Source organism: Vibrio sp. 1401, from assembly GCF_033340295.1.
This window is the reverse complement of sequence record NZ_JAWOWF010000048.1, coordinates 1-17,051: the sequence shown is the minus strand read 5'-3', so window position 1 is coordinate 17,051 and position 17,051 is coordinate 1. Positions and strand designations below refer to the sequence as shown.

15 protein-coding genes are annotated in these 17,051 nt (G+C 46.4%); 9 read left to right on the top strand and 6 right to left on the bottom strand.

Annotated elements, in window-relative coordinates; genetic code table 11:
- Window positions 1-109: 109 nt before the first annotated feature.
- From R7Z77_RS19720 to rarD, 3 genes are all read right to left on the bottom strand, one after another.
- Window positions 110-769: a LysE family translocator gene (locus R7Z77_RS19720; protein WP_025768968.1), complete on the bottom strand. Its 660-nt coding sequence runs from the start codon at window positions 767-769 to the stop codon at window positions 110-112.
- A 91-nt stretch (window positions 770-860) separates the two neighbouring features.
- A complete protein-coding gene (locus tag R7Z77_RS19715; RefSeq protein ID WP_213968014.1) occupies window positions 861-1,658 on the bottom strand; it encodes an AraC family transcriptional regulator in 798 nt (265 codons plus the stop codon).
- A 71-nt stretch (window positions 1,659-1,729) separates the two neighbouring features.
- On the bottom strand, window positions 1,730-2,647 hold the full coding sequence (gene rarD / locus R7Z77_RS19710; protein WP_213968011.1) for an EamA family transporter RarD: 918 nt from the start codon (window positions 2,645-2,647) through the stop codon (window positions 1,730-1,732).
- Window positions 2,648-2,825: 178 nt separating this feature from the next.
- On the opposite strand from rarD, the gene recQ reads away from it, so the two are divergent.
- The 3 genes from recQ (at window position 2,826) to R7Z77_RS19695 (ending at window position 5,885) form a co-directional block, all read left to right on the top strand.
- Window positions 2,826-4,661: an ATP-dependent DNA helicase RecQ gene (gene recQ / locus R7Z77_RS19705; RefSeq protein ID WP_005451195.1), complete on the top strand. Its 1,836-nt coding sequence runs from the start codon at window positions 2,826-2,828 to the stop codon at window positions 4,659-4,661.
- 9 nt (window positions 4,662-4,670) lie between these two features.
- Window positions 4,671-4,976 (top strand): DUF3630 family protein, encoded by a 306-nt coding sequence (locus tag R7Z77_RS19700; RefSeq protein WP_017633801.1) that lies wholly within the window; start codon window positions 4,671-4,673, stop codon window positions 4,974-4,976.
- A 234-nt stretch (window positions 4,977-5,210) separates the two neighbouring features.
- Window positions 5,211-5,885, top strand: coding sequence for a 7-cyano-7-deazaguanine/7-aminomethyl-7-deazaguanine transporter (locus R7Z77_RS19695; RefSeq protein WP_005378770.1), 675 nt, complete (start codon window positions 5,211-5,213; stop codon window positions 5,883-5,885).
- 222 nt (window positions 5,886-6,107) lie between these two features.
- Here R7Z77_RS19695 and R7Z77_RS19690 read toward each other — a convergent pair whose 3' ends face one another.
- The 3 genes from R7Z77_RS19690 to rhlB form a co-directional block, all read right to left on the bottom strand.
- A complete protein-coding gene (locus tag R7Z77_RS19690) occupies window positions 6,108-7,751 on the bottom strand; it encodes a sugar nucleotide-binding protein (RefSeq protein ID WP_213968013.1) in 1,644 nt (547 codons plus the stop codon).
- A 172-nt stretch (window positions 7,752-7,923) separates the two neighbouring features.
- Complete coding sequence (gene gppA / locus R7Z77_RS19685; protein WP_005382885.1) at window positions 7,924-9,417, bottom strand: guanosine-5'-triphosphate,3'-diphosphate diphosphatase; 1,494 nt, start codon at window positions 9,415-9,417, stop codon at window positions 7,924-7,926.
- A gap of 19 nt (window positions 9,418-9,436) precedes the next feature.
- On the bottom strand, window positions 9,437-10,756 hold the full coding sequence (gene rhlB, locus R7Z77_RS19680) for an ATP-dependent RNA helicase RhlB (RefSeq protein ID WP_005378764.1): 1,320 nt from the start codon (window positions 10,754-10,756) through the stop codon (window positions 9,437-9,439).
- A 111-nt stretch (window positions 10,757-10,867) separates the two neighbouring features.
- Here rhlB and trxA point away from each other — a divergent pair, with 111 nt between their 5' ends.
- The 6 genes from trxA to fre all read left to right on the top strand — a co-directional run bounded on the left by trxA (window position 10,868) and on the right by fre (window position 16,688).
- Window positions 10,868-11,194, top strand: a complete 327-nt coding sequence (trxA, locus tag R7Z77_RS19675; RefSeq protein WP_004745500.1) for a thioredoxin TrxA — start codon at window positions 10,868-10,870, stop codon at window positions 11,192-11,194.
- Between the two features lie 196 nt (window positions 11,195-11,390).
- On the top strand, window positions 11,391-12,650 hold the full coding sequence (gene rho / locus R7Z77_RS19670; protein WP_005378757.1) for a transcription termination factor Rho: 1,260 nt from the start codon (window positions 11,391-11,393) through the stop codon (window positions 12,648-12,650).
- 106 nt (window positions 12,651-12,756) lie between these two features.
- Entirely contained in the window at window positions 12,757-13,749 is a 993-nt protein-coding gene (locus tag R7Z77_RS19665; protein ID WP_054575528.1) for a hypothetical protein, read from the top strand.
- A 91-nt stretch (window positions 13,750-13,840) separates the two neighbouring features.
- Window positions 13,841-15,694 (top strand): 4-hydroxy-3-polyprenylbenzoate decarboxylase, encoded by a 1,854-nt coding sequence (gene ubiD, locus R7Z77_RS19660; RefSeq protein WP_170890940.1) that lies wholly within the window; start codon window positions 13,841-13,843, stop codon window positions 15,692-15,694.
- On the top strand, window positions 15,691-15,960 hold the full coding sequence (locus R7Z77_RS19655) for a 2Fe-2S iron-sulfur cluster-binding protein (protein WP_012126600.1): 270 nt from the start codon (window positions 15,691-15,693) through the stop codon (window positions 15,958-15,960). The genes ubiD and R7Z77_RS19655 overlap by 4 nt, the downstream gene beginning before the upstream one ends.
- Before the next feature lie 14 nt (window positions 15,961-15,974).
- A complete protein-coding gene (gene fre / locus R7Z77_RS19650) occupies window positions 15,975-16,688 on the top strand; it encodes an NAD(P)H-flavin reductase (protein WP_005382872.1) in 714 nt (237 codons plus the stop codon).
- Window positions 16,689-17,051: the final 363 nt, after the last annotated feature.

Below are 17,051 nucleotides of genomic sequence, written 5' to 3'. Positions count from 1 at the left end.
TGACTCTCCATGTTGCCAGTTTTGTGCTTTGAGCTTGGCAGTTATGGAGAGTCACGTCGAGTCAGCAATCTTAGAAATGTCGATTGTGCTACGCTTTTAAATCAGTACTTTATCCGATAAAAGTATTGATAGTTTGGTATAGAATACTGCCGCCCACTAGAGTAAATACCACGCCGCATAGACCGTCGATGTAGATACCCGCTTGTTGTAATTTACGCTGTAAGCGCTGTGTCGACAGCATCCATGCAAGGCTAGAGAACCAGAATAGCGACAAGCCAAACAGGATGACCAAGGCAGTACCTTTGCCAGTAATCGACATACCTGCTGGGACTAAACTCGACATCAAACTGACAAAGAACACCAGGGCTTTTGGGTTAAGAATGTTGGTCGCAAACCCTTTAGCAAACGCTTGACGCTTATTGCTGATCACTAGGTTATTTTGCTTCTTAGGTTGATCCGTCAGTGGGTTTTGGATCATCGAGATCACGGCACGCAATGCGCCAATTCCTAAGTAGAGCAGGTAACTACCACCGAGCAGTTGTACCACGGAATACAGCACTGGGTGCTGGTGGACGACAAAACTCACACCTGTCAGGCTGAACAAAGAGTGCAGCAAAATACCGACGGACAATCCCAACGCAATGTACAAGCCAGTTTGACGACCATGACGCGTCGCATTTTGTACGACCAGCGCAAAGTCCGGACCTGGACTCATTAGGGCAATAAAGTGAATGCTGGCGAGTGTCAGCAATATGGTGGATTCATTCATAACACATCTCAAATTTAACCAATGCGGCTATTGTCGTGGTAAGTCACCTGTGGCGCTTGTAAAAAACTGACAGCTTTCTCGGTAAATGAAATTAACGAGCCACTTGAGAAGGGGAAACGCCGTAGGTCTGTTTAAACGCTTTGCTGAAATGCGCTTGATCATAGAAACCGATTTGATGAGCGACGTCGGTACCACATTGACCAGCTTGCAGTAACTTCATGCCTTGTTCAAGGCGCAGGCGTGCGAACCATGCATAAGGCGTCATGCCAGTTTGCGCTTTAAAGTGGCGCTGGAACTGAGTTGGGCTCAGTTGGCACAGCTCTGAAAGTGAATCCAAACGCACCGCTTGGTCAAGGTTAGCCATTAGATAATCTTTTAACGTCCCAAGCGATTGGTTTCCTAGCGGCACCACTTTTTGTCGCTCAAGCGATCCGTAGCGATCAAAAAGTTGGTTAAATCCTTCAAAAGGAAGGCAATCTTTGGTGAGTTGGCTGAGGTTTTCACGACGAAGCAGCCCGTGTAAGTTACTAAGTTGTGAAAATATCTGCGGATCCGAGATGATCAGTTCGTTGAAGTGTATTATTTGATCGTTTTGCTTAAGATCAGCCAGATCGCTCAATAGATGAGGTTCGATCGCAAACACATTTACTTCGTAGCCACTCTCGAGCTTAGATTGCCCGTCGTGCAGCTCATCCGGCGGCATAATCACAATTTGCCCGTGACCAACTTGGTGGCTGTTACCTTGGTATTGGAACTTCTGCGCACCATGCGTGATCAGGCCGAGATGAAAATCCAGATGGTAATGCCTTTGAAAAGCAAATTTCTGGTATTTCGCCTCTATTAGACTCAAGTTGTCATGGTCGGTTGCGTAGTACTGAATATGTTCCATTAAATAAAAAAGCTTGGTCACATTATGACCAAGCTTATCTGGCAATTTCTAACTTGTCTTGTAAAAAACGATCACTGTGGCTGAACGATTCGGCGTGAGCGACGGTTATTACGTAATCCATCAAAGCTAAACACGACTAGTGCTCCCCAAATAAAGACGAAAGTGATCGCTTTATCCATGGTAAAGGGTTCGCCATACATCAATACTGCAAGTAAAAACATTAAGCTTGGGCCTATATATTGGAAAAAGCCCAAAGTCGATAATTTGAGTCTTGTTGCTGCACCCGTAAAGCACAGCAGTGGCAGGGTTGTTATAACCCCAGCCGCGATCAACAAACTATTTAACGTACGTGGATTCGTAAGCATATTTGAGGTTGGTGTATCGGCAACAAAAAGCAAATAAACAGCGGCCACTGGCAGTAGAAGTAATGTCTCGATAAACAAGCCAGTTTTTGCATCGACACTGACTTTCTTTCTTAATAAGCCATAAAAGCCGAAGCTCATTGCTAACGCCATCGCAACAACAGGTACGGAGCCAAATACAATCAGTTGAACGAGTACGCCACAACCTGCCAATACAACCGCGAACCACTGTAATTTACGCAGTCGCTCACCAAGGAAGACCATCCCGAGTAAGACGTTGATCAGTGGGTTAATGTAATAACCTAAGCTGGCGTCGAGCATATGATTCGAGTTTACCGCCCAAATGAAAATCAACCAATTGCCGCCAATTAGCATGGAACTTGCGATCAGGTAAGCGATTTTCGTTTTGTCTTTCGCGATGTGGTAAGCCGAGCGCCAGTGACGGCCAAAATGGAGGAGTGCAGCAAGCAAAAAGAAAGACCATATCACTCGGTGGCTTAGAATTTCCAAAGGAGATACTTGTGCGATGGACTTAAAGTACATCGGCGCAATGCCCCACATGGTATACGCGCCGATCGCTAGCAAGATACCTTGCCGCGCGCGTTGTTGTTCGTCTTCTGGTGTCATGAAGTGTCACCTAATTGTGTGTTTTATAGAGCAGAAAATCAGTATACGAGTCGTGATGCGAAACACCTAACAATTTGCGGTTTTATTCACCATGAAACCCCATTACAATGTGCCCTCACTTTGTGTGCCAGTGGTATGCATAAGCACCTCTTTTTTAAGACCCAATCTGAGACTTTTCATGACCTCGACCTTGTTAGCCGAACAATCTGATTCGCCTGTAACGCCTCAACGTGTGTTGGAGGATGTGTTTGGTTACCAAGAGTTCCGTGATGGTCAGCAGTTGGTGATTGATGCTGCGGTAGAAGGTCGCGACAGCTTAGTTATCCTGCCTACTGGTGGCGGTAAGTCGCTGTGTTATCAAATCCCTGCTTTGGTTCGCTCTGGTATTACTTTGGTGATTTCTCCGCTTATTTCGCTGATGAAAGACCAAGTGGACCAGCTTAAAGCCAACGGTGTAGCGGCTGAATGCATTAACTCGACCATGCCTCGTGAAGAACTGCTCAGCGTGTATAACCGCATGCACACTGGTCATCTTAAGTTGGTGTACGTCTCGCCAGAACGCGTATTGATGCGTGATTTCATTGAGCGCTTGGAAAACTTGCCGCTATCGATGATTGCCGTCGATGAAGCGCATTGTATTTCCCAGTGGGGACACGACTTCCGTCCAGAATACGCCGCGCTTGGTCAACTTAAGCAGCAGTTTTCCCATGTGCCATTTATGGCGCTGACGGCGACGGCGGATGATGCAACGCGCCGAGATATTCTTGAGCGTCTGCAACTGAATAATCCAGAGGTTTATCTAGGCAGCTTCGACCGTCCTAACATTCGCTACAACTTAGTTGAGAAGCACAAGCCGGTTTCGCAAATCGTTCGTTATCTTGAAACCCAAAAGGGGAATTGCGGCATCATCTATTGTGGTAGCCGGAAGAAAGTTGAGATGGTGACCGAGAAGCTGTGCAACAACCACATTCGTGCTGCTGGTTATCACGCAGGTATGGATGCTGATGAGCGCGCTTACGTTCAAGAAGCTTTCCAACGTGATGACATCCAAATTGTAGTGGCGACCGTGGCATTCGGTATGGGCATCAACAAACCAAACGTGCGTTTTGTGGTTCACTTTGATATCCCGCGCAACATCGAGTCTTACTATCAGGAAACGGGTCGTGCAGGGCGTGATGGTTTACCTGCGGAAGCGATGATGTTGTATGACCCGGCGGACATCAGTTGGCTGCGTCGTATGTTGGATGAGAAAGACGATGGTCCGCAGAAGCAGGTGGAAACCCACAAGCTGAATGCGATGAGTGCCTTTGCTGAGGCGCAGACTTGTCGTCGTCAGGTGCTATTGAATTACTTTGGTGAATATCGTGAGAAGCCATGTGGCAACTGCGATATTTGCTTAGATCCACCGAAGCACTTTGATGCCACGGAAGAAGCGCGTAAGGCGTTGTCTTGTGTGTACCGTGTTAATCAGAGCTTTGGTATGGGCTACGTAGTAGAAGTGCTACGTGGCATGCAAAACATTCGTGTACGTGAAAACGGGCACGATAAAATTTCTACCTACGCGATAGGGCGTGATCACAGCCACGATTACTGGGTGAGTATCTTCCGTCAGTTAATCCACAAGGGTCTGCTGTTCCAAAACATCACTCGTAACTCAACGCTGCAACTTACCGAAGAGGCGCGTCCGCTGTTGCGTGGCGATGTGACTCTGGAGTTAGCAGTTCCGCGTTTAGACACCGCAGCACGCGCGGCGAAGTCAGATAAACTGACCAGCAAGAATTACGATAAGAAGCTGTTTGCCAAGTTACGTAAGCTGCGTAAGTCGATTGCTGATGAAGATGGTTTGCCACCATACGTGGTCTTTAGTGACGCAACTCTGATTGATATGGCGGAAATTCTGCCAACGTCTTACGGCGAAATGCTGGCAGTTAGCGGCGTTGGTCAGCGCAAACTAGAGAAGTACGCCGACCCATTCCTCGATTTGATTCAAGAACACATTACTCACCACGGATAAGGAACCAAGATGCAAAAGGAATTTGGCTTAGCGGACTACATGGCACAAGAAGGGCGCTTAATCATTACCGCGCCGAGCTTTGACCTTGATAGCTTTCCTGCTTTAGGTGAGCGTTTAGTTAGTTTGCTTTCTGCTACTGTGGTGGAAAAGCAGTGGGATGCGGACATTCACTCTTGGCTGATCGACTTTGAAGGTTGCCGACTGTTTATGAAAGCAGAGCATTACAGCGAAGCGATTTGGTTTGAAGCGTTAGCGATTGAAGAGAGCAGGGAAGAGTTGGATTATCTCGCAGGATTGTTTCAACGCGGCTTCTAAAAATAGAACTTTTCTTGAAAGGGTGTTTCACATGAAACACCCTTTTTTATGCTCAAACGTTTGCGTAAAACAGACGACTTGCGGCGAAAAGTGGTTAATGTATAATCGCCCACCGCTTCGCTCAGAAAGAGCCAAGCCAGTTTATTTTTCATTTTACATTGTTGGTAAGAGCCACTTTATTCAGTGACTCGATTTGGGTTCCCTCACCCCCAAACCAAACTAAAAAGGTATCGCATGAGTAACTTTACCCCTGCGCAGCAGCGCAACGCCCTTATCTATCTGGTTCTATTCCACCTAGTCATTATTGCATCTAGCAATTACCTAGTTCAGCTACCGTTTACTATTTTCGGTTTCCATACCACTTGGGGCGCATTCACTTTCCCATTTATATTCCTAGCGACTGACTTAACGGTGCGTATTTTCGGTGCTCAGTTGGCGCGTAAGATCATCTTCTTAGTGATGTTGCCTGCTTTGGCAGTGTCTTACTTCTTATCGGTGGTGTTCTTCGAAGGTCAATTCCAAGGTTTTGGTCACCTAGGGGAATTTAACTTATTCGTTGCTCGTATCGCGATTGCTAGCTTCATGGCGTACCTACTTGGTCAGATCATGGATGTGCACGTGTTCAACCGCCTACGTCAAATGAAGCAATGGTGGGTGGCACCAACGTGTTCAACGCTTTTCGGTAATGCACTTGATACCATCGCTTTCTTCGCCATTGCGTTCTATCAAAGCCCAGATCCATTTATGGCAGAGCATTGGACGGAAATCGCGCTGGTGGATTACGGCTTCAAACTGATTATCAGTCTTGGTTTGTTCGTTCCGATGTACGGCGTATTACTGAATTACCTAATTAAGAAGCTGACTGCGGTGAACCCTGACTTTAAGGTGACGACAAGCGTTCAGTCTTAATATCAGTGGGAACCCCGAAAGCCGCTTGCTTAAATCAAGCGGCTTTTTTGTACCTGCTTACTGGGATTTAGAGGGTTTTGTACAGCGTGGGGAGTAATTAGATCATGGGTGTCCAAAAGCTCCCTGAGCTGTACGAAGGTAAAAATGAGCAGTAAAAAAGGTCCCGAGTGAGACCTTTTAATCGAAGGTACGGCACGTAGAGGAAGCTCGCTGGTGAAATGGCTAACAGAGCATCTTCTCAATCAAAATGGCTTTTTGCGCATCGAAGGCGCCAAGTTGCAGGCCGTTATCCCAGCTGATGCTTTGATTGAACATCGCCAACATCAAACCGACACTGCGTTGATTGGCGTCCTGCCAGCAATCAGACTCGCTGTACTCTCCATCATTTATCGCGTTGCCATTAACGAGAATGGGCTCGAAACGCCATTTTTCTCCGACACGGTAGTAGCCTTTGCTGGTTAAGGTCTGGTTGGATTGAATCGTTAGATTGTGCTCGATGCCCGGTTCACCTGTTAGTTCAAATACAAACCTTAGCTGGTGGTCGTCACATTGCAGATCAACGATCAGTTGGCCGTTTTCCTCAACCAGTGTCGATTGATAATAGTCTCCAAAGCAGTGCAGCAACCAAGATATAGGGTGACTGGCAGTTTCAAGAAACCACTCTTTGAGCGTGAAGGTGCCCGGTAGGTTAACTTGGGTGACTAGATTGACCACACAAGGTTGGGTTTGCGAAGTGAGCCACTTCTCTATCGTCTTGGCGGTATTAAGCTGAGCAAAGGCGTAATTAACCAATAGGTTGGCGTTCGGTTGCTGCCAGTGAGTTATGTCAGAATTCAATCCCACCAATGGCTTTTCACAAATTAGCTTGGTTGAACCTAACTTCTTAATTATCTCTGCATGAGTATGCGCAGGTGTCGCGATGGTCACTACATCAAGTTGCTTGAGTGCGCTGATGTTCGTTTCTGCCTTTAGGATTGCTTCCTCACTGCACGCTTGCTGAAGCGGTTCTATTTGGTTGGCGCATAACGTTGTGACCGATACACCATTGTTTCGATAGTGGGGAATGTGCGTGCGTCCCCAGTTGATTCCTATGATGCCAGCTTGTTTGATTTGCTCTGGCTTGTTGAAACGTTCACTCAATGGCGGCAAGGCAATTCGTTCATCTGTTAGACGTTGGTCATGGTGATAATCATTGCTTGGCAGCACTTGCCATGGCTTGTTGTAATGCTGCTTGAGTGCACAAACGAGTTCGTAGAAATTCCACTTATCCTTTAAGTTGCTATCAAGATGGTATAAACCTGCTTCGTTCCGCTCAATAAGCTGCAAAAAGGCGAGTGCAGTATCGTCCATATGAGAAGTCGCGGGATACCAAACTGTACTAGCGGTAATAACGCCGTTCTCTTCATATTGGCGGTCGAGATGCGCCAACATGTTATTGCCTTCTGCTTGGTGATGGAGCTGCCAACCAATTCGAGCAATCATCGCATCTGGATTTGCTTGCCAGATTGCATCTTCACAACGAACTTTGTATTTGCCGTATTCATCTTGGGTGTTTCTTTCTTCAAAGATGCCATAAGGCCCATTTTTTGTGGCATCAAATACCATTGCTGTACTGACAAAAAGATAAGGAATGTTGCGCTGTTTGCAGTGCTCACCAAGCCACGCTGCCCACGCTTCACTCCCCATCGCCATGTGGCACACCGCATCAATGTGGTGCTGTTGCCAAAATTGCTCACTTTGCTGTGGATCATCTGGTGGGATTTGGTGGTGATTCCATTCCAATACGTTCCAGCCACGGAGGTGGAACTGATGAGCAACTTTAGGGGCGAGGGTGCCAGTTAAGCCAGTCATTAAAACGGTTTTCATTATGGTGCATCTTGGTTGGCTAAATCGTGCTTATCAATAAAGCATGGCTGTTTTTCGATGTAGAGCGGAGAAGCTGAGATTTTTGCTGGGCAGCACGTTTTGTAGGGGAAGTAGAAGCAAAAAAACCCAAGCGAACGCCTGGGCTTTAGTATTGTAAGGCAGTGATATTCGCTTATTTTGCTACGATATTTAATGGCCAGCCGATGTCTGTCTGACGGTTGGATTCAATTTCCAACTCAGCCGCAGTCAGTGGGTTTTTCTCTAGCCATTGCGCATCAATGTGTAACGTTAGATTGTCGCCTTCAACCGTTAGAGTCACATTTGGCTCTAGATCAGGATTGCGACGATGGCTGAGTAGAACCGCAAGACGCAACAGTCTCAATACTCGTTTGGCACTTGAGCCTGATAATGCATGCTGCTCAGGTAAAGAAGTGAGCTGTTCGCGATAGCGACGAGCCACTTCACCAATAAAGAACTTCTGCGCGCGCGTGTAACCAGGCAGATCCAAATTCTGCAGCAAGTAAGCACTATGCTCTCCGCCTTTTTTGAAATCGATAGTTAAACCAATTTCATGCAGTTTTGCGGCGGTCTCGAGTAATATCTTGCCCTGAGGCTCTGTAATCCACTCATCGCCCCCAGCTTGCTGTAAAAGCGTGTGTGCCAGAGTAGCGACTTGTTCGCCGTATTGGTGATCGAGCTGATAGCGATTTTGTACGCTAGCGATAGTGCGGGCACGAATGTCTTCTTGGCGAAGCTCTTCAACCATCTCATACACTAAGCCTTCGCGTAGTGCGCCGCCAGCGAGTGTCATAGCATCGATTTCAAGCAATTCAAAAACGGCAATCAAAATAGAGAGGCCACTAGGGAACACTAATGCCCGCTCAAGTGTTAAGCCTTCAATATCGAGCTCTTCTAAATGGTCGGCCAACATGGCTTGCTTCTGTAGACGCTTGAGTTTGGAGTGAGTGATTACTTCGTCCATGCCTTGCGCCAGCATTATCTCTTGCAATGCCTGAACAGTGCCTGATGCACCAACACACACATCCCAACCAATTTCTGTATAACGTTCTAAAATCGGCTGAATGGTCTGTTTCGCTCCTTCAATTGCCGCGTCAAAGTTACGAGCATTCAATTGGCGATCTTTAAAGAAGTTTTCAAGCCAAGTCACGCAGCCCATTTTTAAGCTGGTCAGTGCTTTGGCTTCGAAACCTTCACCGATAATCAGTTCGGTACTTGCTCCACCGATATCGACTACAAGGCGACGACCACTACCGCCAGAGGTGTGAGCGACACCTTTATAGATAGTGGCAGCTTCTTCTTCACCAGTAATCACTTCGATAGGCTGGCCTAGAATTTGGTTAGCCTTTTCTAAAAACACATCTACATTGGTCGCGGTACGTAATGTTGCAGTACCGACGATGCGAATGTTTTGTTTAGGAATGTCCTGCAAGCGTTCCGCAAATAGACTTAAGCAGTCCCATCCTCGCTGCATAGCTTCCATACTAAGAGAATTATGTTCATCTAAGCCCGCTGCTAGACGAACTTTGCGCTTAATTTTAGCCATTGTTTGAACGCTGCCATCGATGTGACGCACAACGAGCATGTGAAAACTGTTCGACCCGAGGTCGATGGCGGCATATAGCGGTGATGATCCTGCTTGACTCATAAACGAACTCAGTTTCCTATTACGATTGTTTTGGTGCCGATTGACGCGGTTGGCGTGGACGACGTCCCTGCGGCTTACGGTTACCAGAACCAGAACGGGTACCGCCAGTATTCGTGCGGCGCTGTTGGTTGCGTGGTGCACGCATACGAATCGGAGCCGGTAGATCTTGAATCAGTGCCGACGAATCGTACTCTGAAACTGGGATTGTATGCTCAATGTATTCTTCGATTGCTGGTAGGTTAACCGCGTACTCTTCACAAGCAAAACTGATCGAATGGCCGCTCGCACCAGCGCGACCAGTACGGCCAATACGGTGAACATAATCTTCACAGTCGTCAGGAAGGTCGTAGTTGAAAACGTGCGTTACCTGAGGAATATGCAGGCCACGCGCTGCAACGTCAGTTGCAACTAAGATGTCGACATCACCTTTGGTGAATTGCTCAAGAATCTTCTCACGCTTCTTCTGCGGTACATCGCCAGTAAGAAGGCCTACACGGTGTCCATCGGCAGCCAAATGTCCCCAAACCGATTCACACTTATGCTTGGTATTGGCAAAAATGATAGCGCGATCTGGCCACTCTTCTTCAATTAGTGTTTGAAGCAGCGCCATTTTGTCTTCATTCGAAGGATAGAAAAGCTCTTCCTGGATACGGTGGCCAGTTTTTTGTTCTGGTTCGACAACGACATGCTCAGGAGTATTCATGTGTTCGAATGCCAGTTCTTGAACGCGGTAAGACAGCGTTGCTGAGAACAGCATGTTCAAACGCTCTTTTGGCTCAGGCATACGACGGAACAAGAAGCGAATGTCTTTAATAAAGCCAAGATCGAACATGCGGTCGGCTTCGTCCAGAACAACAGCTTGAATGTTGTTGAGGTTAAATACGCGCTGTTTGTAGAAATCGATGATACGGCCTGTTGTTCCGATCAGAATATCTACGCCGTCTTGCAGTTTCGCAAGTTGCTTGTCGTAGCTTTCACCACCGTAAGCTAGAGCGGTTTTTAGACCTGTGCTTTCAGTTAATGATTCTGCATCATTGTAAATCTGAATAGCGAGCTCACGTGTAGGCGCCATAATAATTGCGCGTGGCTGTGTAGGCTTACGACCTTCATGTTCCGGAGTCGTCAGAAGGTGGTTGAACGTAGCAGTAAGAAACGCGAGCGTTTTACCAGTACCCGTTTGGGCCTGGCCTGCGATGTCTTGGCCGGTGAGCAGGACCGGCAACGCCAAGGCTTGGATAGGGGTACAAAATTCGAACCCTTTTTTGTCCAATCCTTCAATAACTTGGGGCTTTAAGCCCAAATCGGCGAACTTTTGCTCTGTGATATGCGTCTTTTTCATGGCTATAGAATATCAGCTAAAGCTTGCAATACGAAAGTAAATACATTCCAATAGGGCATCTAATTACTGGTTATCATCCAACCAGTTTCGAAAAACACATTGGAGTGGAAGATGAGTGATAAGATTTTGCAGCTAACTGATGACGGTTTTGAAAACGATGTAATCAACGCTGCAGGCCCGGTTCTAGTGGATTTTTGGGCAGAATGGTGTGGTCCTTGTAAAATGATCGCTCCTATTTTGGACGAAATCGCAGACGAGTACGAAGGCAAACTCACTATCGGTAAACTAAACATCGACCATAACGCAGGTACACCACCTAAGTTTGGTATTCGCGGCATTCCAACGCTATTACTATTTAAAGATGGTAACGTAGCGGCAACGAAAGTAGGTGCTCTGTCTAAAACTCAACTAAAAGAGTTCCTAGACGCAAACTTATAATCACCAAGTGATTACAGATAAAACCGTGCAAAGTTACAATGCACGGTTTTGTTTTTCTAACTCTGGACTAGAATACTAATTAGTGCTAACTTATCGCGCGTTAATTGAACAAATTTCTCTTCTTGGTCGATCCTGAGACCAAATCCATCTTAACTAGAAAACAGATCTTATTTTGACTAAACAAGAATCCACCACCATGAACCTTACCGAACTGAAGAACAGACCTGTGTCTGACCTTGTAAAACTGGGCGAAAGCTTAGGATTAGAGAACCTAGCTCGCTTAAGAAAACAAGACATCATCTTCGCGATTTTAAAAGCGCACGCTAAAGGCGGCGAAGACATCTTTGGCGATGGGGTTCTGGAAATTCTGCAAGACGGCTTTGGTTTCCTACGCAGTGCAGATAGTTCATACCTTGCGGGTCCGGACGATATCTACGTATCACCAAGTCAGATTCGTCGCTTTAACCTACGTACTGGTGACTCTATCGCTGGTAAAATTCGTCCACCAAAAGACGGTGAACGTTACTTTGCCCTTCTAAAAGTCAATACCGTTAACGACGATAAACCAGACAACGCCCGTAACAAGATCCTATTTGAAAACCTTACCCCTCTACATGCGAATGAGCGCATGGTTATGGAGCGTGGTAACGGTTCAACAGAAGACATTACAGCACGTGTTTTAGACTTGGCATCGCCAATCGGTAAAGGTCAACGTGGTCTGATTGTTGCTCCGCCTAAAGCGGGTAAAACAATGCTTCTGCAAAACATCGCGCAAAGCATCGCGTACAACCACCCAGAGTGTGAGTTGATGGTTCTTCTTATCGACGAACGTCCAGAAGAAGTAACTGAGATGCAGCGCCTAGTTAAAGGTGAAGTGGTTGCGTCGACTTTCGATGAGCCAGCATCGCGTCACGTACAAGTAGCGGAAATGGTGATCGAGAAAGCAAAACGTCTTGTTGAACATAAGAAAGACGTGGTTATCTTGCTTGACTCTATCACTCGTCTAGCTCGTGCTTACAACACCGTAGTGCCTTCATCAGGTAAAGTACTAACTGGTGGTGTGGATGCAAACGCATTACATCGTCCTAAGCGTTTCTTCGGTGCTGCACGTAACGTAGAAGAAGGCGGCAGCCTAACTATCATCGCAACGGCACTAGTAGATACTGGTTCTAAAATGGATGAAGTTATCTACGAAGAGTTCAAGGGTACAGGTAACATGGAACTGCACTTGAACCGTAAGATTGCTGAGAAGCGTGTATTCCCTGCGATTGACTTCAACCGCTCAGGTACACGTCGTGAAGAGCTACTGACGAAGACTGACGAACTACAGAAGATGTGGATTCTGCGTAAGATCGTTCACCCAATGGGCGAAATCGACGCAATGGAATTCCTAATCGATAAGCTAGCGATGACGAAGACCAACGATGAGTTCTTCGATGCGATGCGTCGTCAATAGTCTCAGATAAGTTATTCTGCGAAAAGCCACCGTATATCGGTGGCTTTTTTATTGCTTTCTCCCGATAGAAGTATCAGAATGAAGGAAATGTTATCGGGAGGTTAACATGCAACAAGGAATGTTGTCGTCATTACTCCTGAGCTTGTCACTTATCACTCTACCTGCGACATTATCTGCCAAGGAAATGCATGAGTCTGTAGTAGAGCAGTGGCTTCAGGATACTCAAATACAGGCTAAAGTCTCTGAACTGCTTGATTACGCTGTCAGAGATGAAGTCGACTCGCTTAAATTTGCCCTTGATAGACTTGCTTTGCCTCAACAAGAGGTGGTGCGCTTTCAATTATTGGAAAAGCTTGAAAAGCAAGATGTGATTCTCACGCCTCGAATGGCTCTGTTTGTTGAGTCCCAGATCCGTATGACCCCGACTTATCAAGTGTTAGAGCGAGGTGATGGGTATGAATTTAGTGTACCCGCTTTTAACTTTCCCGTTATTGCGAGTCGCTTGATTAAGCGTTGGAAACAAGACCAAAGTACCTTGGACTTTGTCTTACAAGCTGAACGAAGAGAGCTTAACTTAAAGCAATGGCTTACAGGGCCATCTCAACAAGCTCAAGCGCGTGAAGCGCTTTTGATTCGAGAGTTAGACAGTTTATCACCCAACGCGCTTGCTGCATTAGCGGCCCAGTTAACCAAAGCAAATGTGACCAGTTGGTTACCCTCGACGGCCGTGATAGTCAGGTTGGCACAAGTTAGTCAGGATGAGGAAGTGTACAACTTACTCTGGCGGATGAAAGCCGATTACAACAGCCAGTCCGAACTTGAGCGTTTAGCTGCGGTTGGAGACGTTTTTTCCATTCAGCAATTGATGAATGCCACAGTTAACCCATCACTCAAGCCAGAAGCTATTAGTCTACTTACAAAATCTAACCCTCTATCTCCGCAAGTAAAGCAGTTTCTAGTTAGAAAAATGGCGTTATCAGAAGAAGCAACCATGGTTGCTCGAGAGCTTGCTCAACAAGGGCATCAAACCTGGTTGGAAGAGTTAGTATCTTCGAACCATCAGATAAAGACTCGGCAGATTGAACAAGTATTAAAGTAATCTTGCTCACATACCCACACAAAATAGGAGGATCTTAGCGTCCTCCTATTTGTTATACTGCGGACAGTTTAATCAGCCAGCATGAAGGCCTATGAGTTTTAAGGATTTACGCGAATTTATCGACCACCTAGAACAGAAAGGTCGACTTAAACGCATCACTCACCCTGTCGATCCCGCTTATGAAATGACAGAAATCAGCGACCGCACCTTGCGTGCTGGTGGACCTGCGCTGTTGTTTGAGAACCCAATCGGCTACGACGTACCTGTTTTGACTAACCTGTTTGGTACACCAGAGCGTGTCGCAATCGGCATGGGACGTGAAGACGTTAAAGAATTAAGAGAAGTCGGTAAGCTGCTGGCTTATTTAAAAGAACCTGAGCCACCAAAAGGCTTCAAAGACGCTTTAGAAAAACTGCCTGTGTTCAAACAAGTATTGAACATGCCGGCTAAGCGTTTACGTAAAGCACCATGCCAAGACATTGTTTGGCAAGGTGATGAAGTCGACTTGGATAAAATTCCGGTAATGAGCTGCTGGGCAGAAGATGTAGCGCCGCTGCTTACTTGGGGCTTAACCGTAACCAAAGGTCCAAGTAAGAAACGTCAGAACCTAGGCATTTACCGTCAGCAGAAAATTGCCAAGAACAAAATCATCATGCGTTGGTTAGCCCATCGTGGTGGTGCGCTTGATCTGCGCGATTGGATGGAAACCAACCCAGGTAAACCTTTCCCAGTTTCGGTCGCGTTTGGTGCAGACCCAGCAACCATTCTTGGCGCAGTAACACCAGTGCCAGATACGCTATCGGAATACGCATTTGCAGGTTTGCTACGTGGAAGCAAAACGGAAGTCGTGAAGTCAGTCAGCAACGATTTGGAAGTGCCAGCGAGCGCGGAAATCGTGATGGAAGGCTATATCGACCCGAACGAGTTTGCTGATGAAGGTCCTTACGGTGACCACACTGGCTACTATAACGAAAAAGAAAAGCACCACGTATTTACTATTACGCACATTACTATGCATAAAGACCCTATTTATCACAGCACCTACACAGGTCGTCCGCCAGATGAACCAGCTGTATTGGGTGTGGCATTAAACGAAGTGTTTGTGCCTATTCTGCAAAAGCAATTCCCAGAGATTGAAGACTTCTATCTTCCGCCAGAAGGTTGTTCGTACCGAATGGCCGTCGTCACCATGAAGAAGCAGTACCCAGGACATGCCAAGCGCGTAATGATGGGCGTGTGGTCTTTCTTACGTCAATTCATGTATACCAAGTTTGTTATTGTGTGCGATGAATCGGTAAACGCACGAGATTGGAATGATGTCGTGAAAGCCATGTCAGAGCATATGGATCCTGTACGTGATACCTTGATGATAGATAACACGCCAATCGACTCGCTCGACTTTGCTTCACCAGTGGTTGGGCTTGGCTCCAAAATGGGCTTGGATGCGACCATTAAATGGGATGCCGAGCTGGCGACGCGAACCGAGGTCACTGAGCGAGACAGCAAAACGATTACCGAAGCAGAACTAAATGAGTTGAAACAGCAACGCCCTGAGATTGTTGACGTCTATCTTCCAGTTACAGCAAACAACCAATTTGCTGTCGTGACTATGAAGAAAGACCAAGCTGGTCAATCCCAAGAATTGATGGAACATCTATGGGGCTTCTTTGCTCAGTACACGGATAACAAATTCATCATTTTGTGCGACGATGACGTTAATGCACGAGATTGGAATGACATCATTTGGGCGGTGACAACTCGAATGGACCCAGATAGAGACACGATTCAAGTGCTTGGTAAGACTGAGAGTTCATCCAAATTAGGACTGGATGCGACCAACAAGTTCGAATCTGAAGTCACGCGCGAGTGGGGTACGCCTATCAAAAAAGATCCTAAACTTGTGGCTAAAGTCGATGAGATTTGGGACCAGTTAGGTATTCTATGAGTCATCAAGTCCACCTTCTACCAATGGACGTTAGGTTCCAAGTAAAAGAAGGGGAGACGGTGTTGGAAGCTGCGCTCAACAACAATATTCGCTTCCCACACCGTTGCCAAGTTGGCGCTTGCGCCATGTGTATGTGTAAAAAGCTAACGGGCGAGGTGAGTTACCACCTCGAACCGATGCTAACCGAAAAAGAGCAACAGCAAGGTTGGATATTCCCTTGCCAAGCCTATACAGAAAGTAATTTAGTGCTTACTTTTGATGAGTAAGCGAGAGGAACACCATGACCATCCAATGTAAAGTAAAGTCTATTCAGCCGTTAGCTTGTAATACTTACCAAATCCTTCTTCATCCAGAATCACCAGTGCCTTTTAAAGCGGGTCAGTACCTAATGGTGGTGATGGGTGAAAAAGACAAACGTCCTTTCTCTATCGCAAGCAGCCCTTGTCGTCATGAAGGTGAACTTGAACTGCACATCGGTGCGGCGGAACACAACGCTTATGCACAAGAAGTTGTCGAAGCAATGCAAGCGGCGCTTGAAACTGATGGTCAGATTGAAATTGATGCGCCACATGGCGATGCTTGGGTTCAAGAAGAAAGCGAACGCCCATTATTATTAATTGCTGGTGGTACAGGCTTCAGTTACGTTCGCTCGATTCTGGATCACTGCGTAGCGCAGAATAAAACCAATCCTATCTATTTATATTGGGGGGCGCGCGATAACTGCCAGCTTTATGCTAAAGACGAACTGGTCGAGATTGCCGACAAGTTTGCCAATGTTCACTTTGTGCCAGTAGTAGAAGAAGCTCCTGCAGACTGGCAAGGTAAAGTTGGTAACGTGCTACAAGCTGTAGCTGAAGATTTCGAAAGCTTAGAAAACTACGATATCTATATTGCAGGTCGTTTTGAAATGGCTGGCGCAGCACGTGAACAGTTCACTCAGAACAAGAAAGCGAAGAGCGAACGTATGTTCGCAGACGCGTACGCATTCATTTAAATACGGCTTTTAAGGCAGAAAAAGAGGGTTTTTTACCCTCTTTTTTGCTTTTTTGATGAAATAGTCATCGAACAGGCATTTTTTTCCATTTTTTTTCAAAAAAGGGTTGCGAACGGATCTGAGTTCCCTATAATGCGCATCCACCGACACGGCAGACGCGATAAGGCTTCAGCAGGGTCGGAGAGGTGAAAGCTTCTACGAAAAATAAAATTGAAAAAGTGTTTGACACTGTCAATTAAATCGCTAGAATGCACCTCCGCTTTGAGAGAAAAACTTCTCGTAAAGCAAGCTCTTTAACAATATAGACCTATCAATCTGTGTGGGCACTCGTTGATGATAATCCAAATAGTTTCTTCGGAAACA

Excerpts from the sequence above, each read along its gene's own strand:
- R7Z77_RS19720 (WP_025768968.1), bottom strand. The coding sequence starts at position 769 with ATGAATGAATCCACCATATTGCTGACACTCGCCAGCATTCACTTTATT.
- R7Z77_RS19715 (WP_213968014.1), bottom strand. The coding sequence starts at position 1,658 with ATGGAACATATTCAGTACTACGCAACCGACCATGACAACTTGAGTCTA.
- rarD (WP_213968011.1), bottom strand. The coding sequence starts at position 2,647 with ATGACACCAGAAGACGAACAACAACGCGCGCGGCAAGGTATCTTGCTA.
- recQ (WP_005451195.1), top strand. The coding sequence starts at position 2,826 with ATGACCTCGACCTTGTTAGCCGAACAATCTGATTCGCCTGTAACGCCT.
- R7Z77_RS19700 (WP_017633801.1), top strand. The coding sequence starts at position 4,671 with ATGCAAAAGGAATTTGGCTTAGCGGACTACATGGCACAAGAAGGGCGC.
- R7Z77_RS19695 (WP_005378770.1), top strand. The coding sequence starts at position 5,211 with ATGAGTAACTTTACCCCTGCGCAGCAGCGCAACGCCCTTATCTATCTG.
- R7Z77_RS19690 (WP_213968013.1), bottom strand. The coding sequence starts at position 7,751 with ATGAAAACCGTTTTAATGACTGGCTTAACTGGCACCCTCGCCCCTAAA.
- gppA (WP_005382885.1), bottom strand. The coding sequence starts at position 9,417 with ATGAGTCAAGCAGGATCATCACCGCTATATGCCGCCATCGACCTCGGG.
- rhlB (WP_005378764.1), bottom strand. The coding sequence starts at position 10,756 with ATGAAAAAGACGCATATCACAGAGCAAAAGTTCGCCGATTTGGGCTTA.
- trxA (WP_004745500.1), top strand. The coding sequence starts at position 10,868 with ATGAGTGATAAGATTTTGCAGCTAACTGATGACGGTTTTGAAAACGAT.
- rho (WP_005378757.1), top strand. The coding sequence starts at position 11,391 with ATGAACCTTACCGAACTGAAGAACAGACCTGTGTCTGACCTTGTAAAA.
- R7Z77_RS19665 (WP_054575528.1), top strand. The coding sequence starts at position 12,757 with ATGCAACAAGGAATGTTGTCGTCATTACTCCTGAGCTTGTCACTTATC.
- ubiD (WP_170890940.1), top strand. The coding sequence starts at position 13,841 with ATGAGTTTTAAGGATTTACGCGAATTTATCGACCACCTAGAACAGAAA.
- R7Z77_RS19655 (WP_012126600.1), top strand. The coding sequence starts at position 15,691 with ATGAGTCATCAAGTCCACCTTCTACCAATGGACGTTAGGTTCCAAGTA.
- fre (WP_005382872.1), top strand. The coding sequence starts at position 15,975 with ATGACCATCCAATGTAAAGTAAAGTCTATTCAGCCGTTAGCTTGTAAT.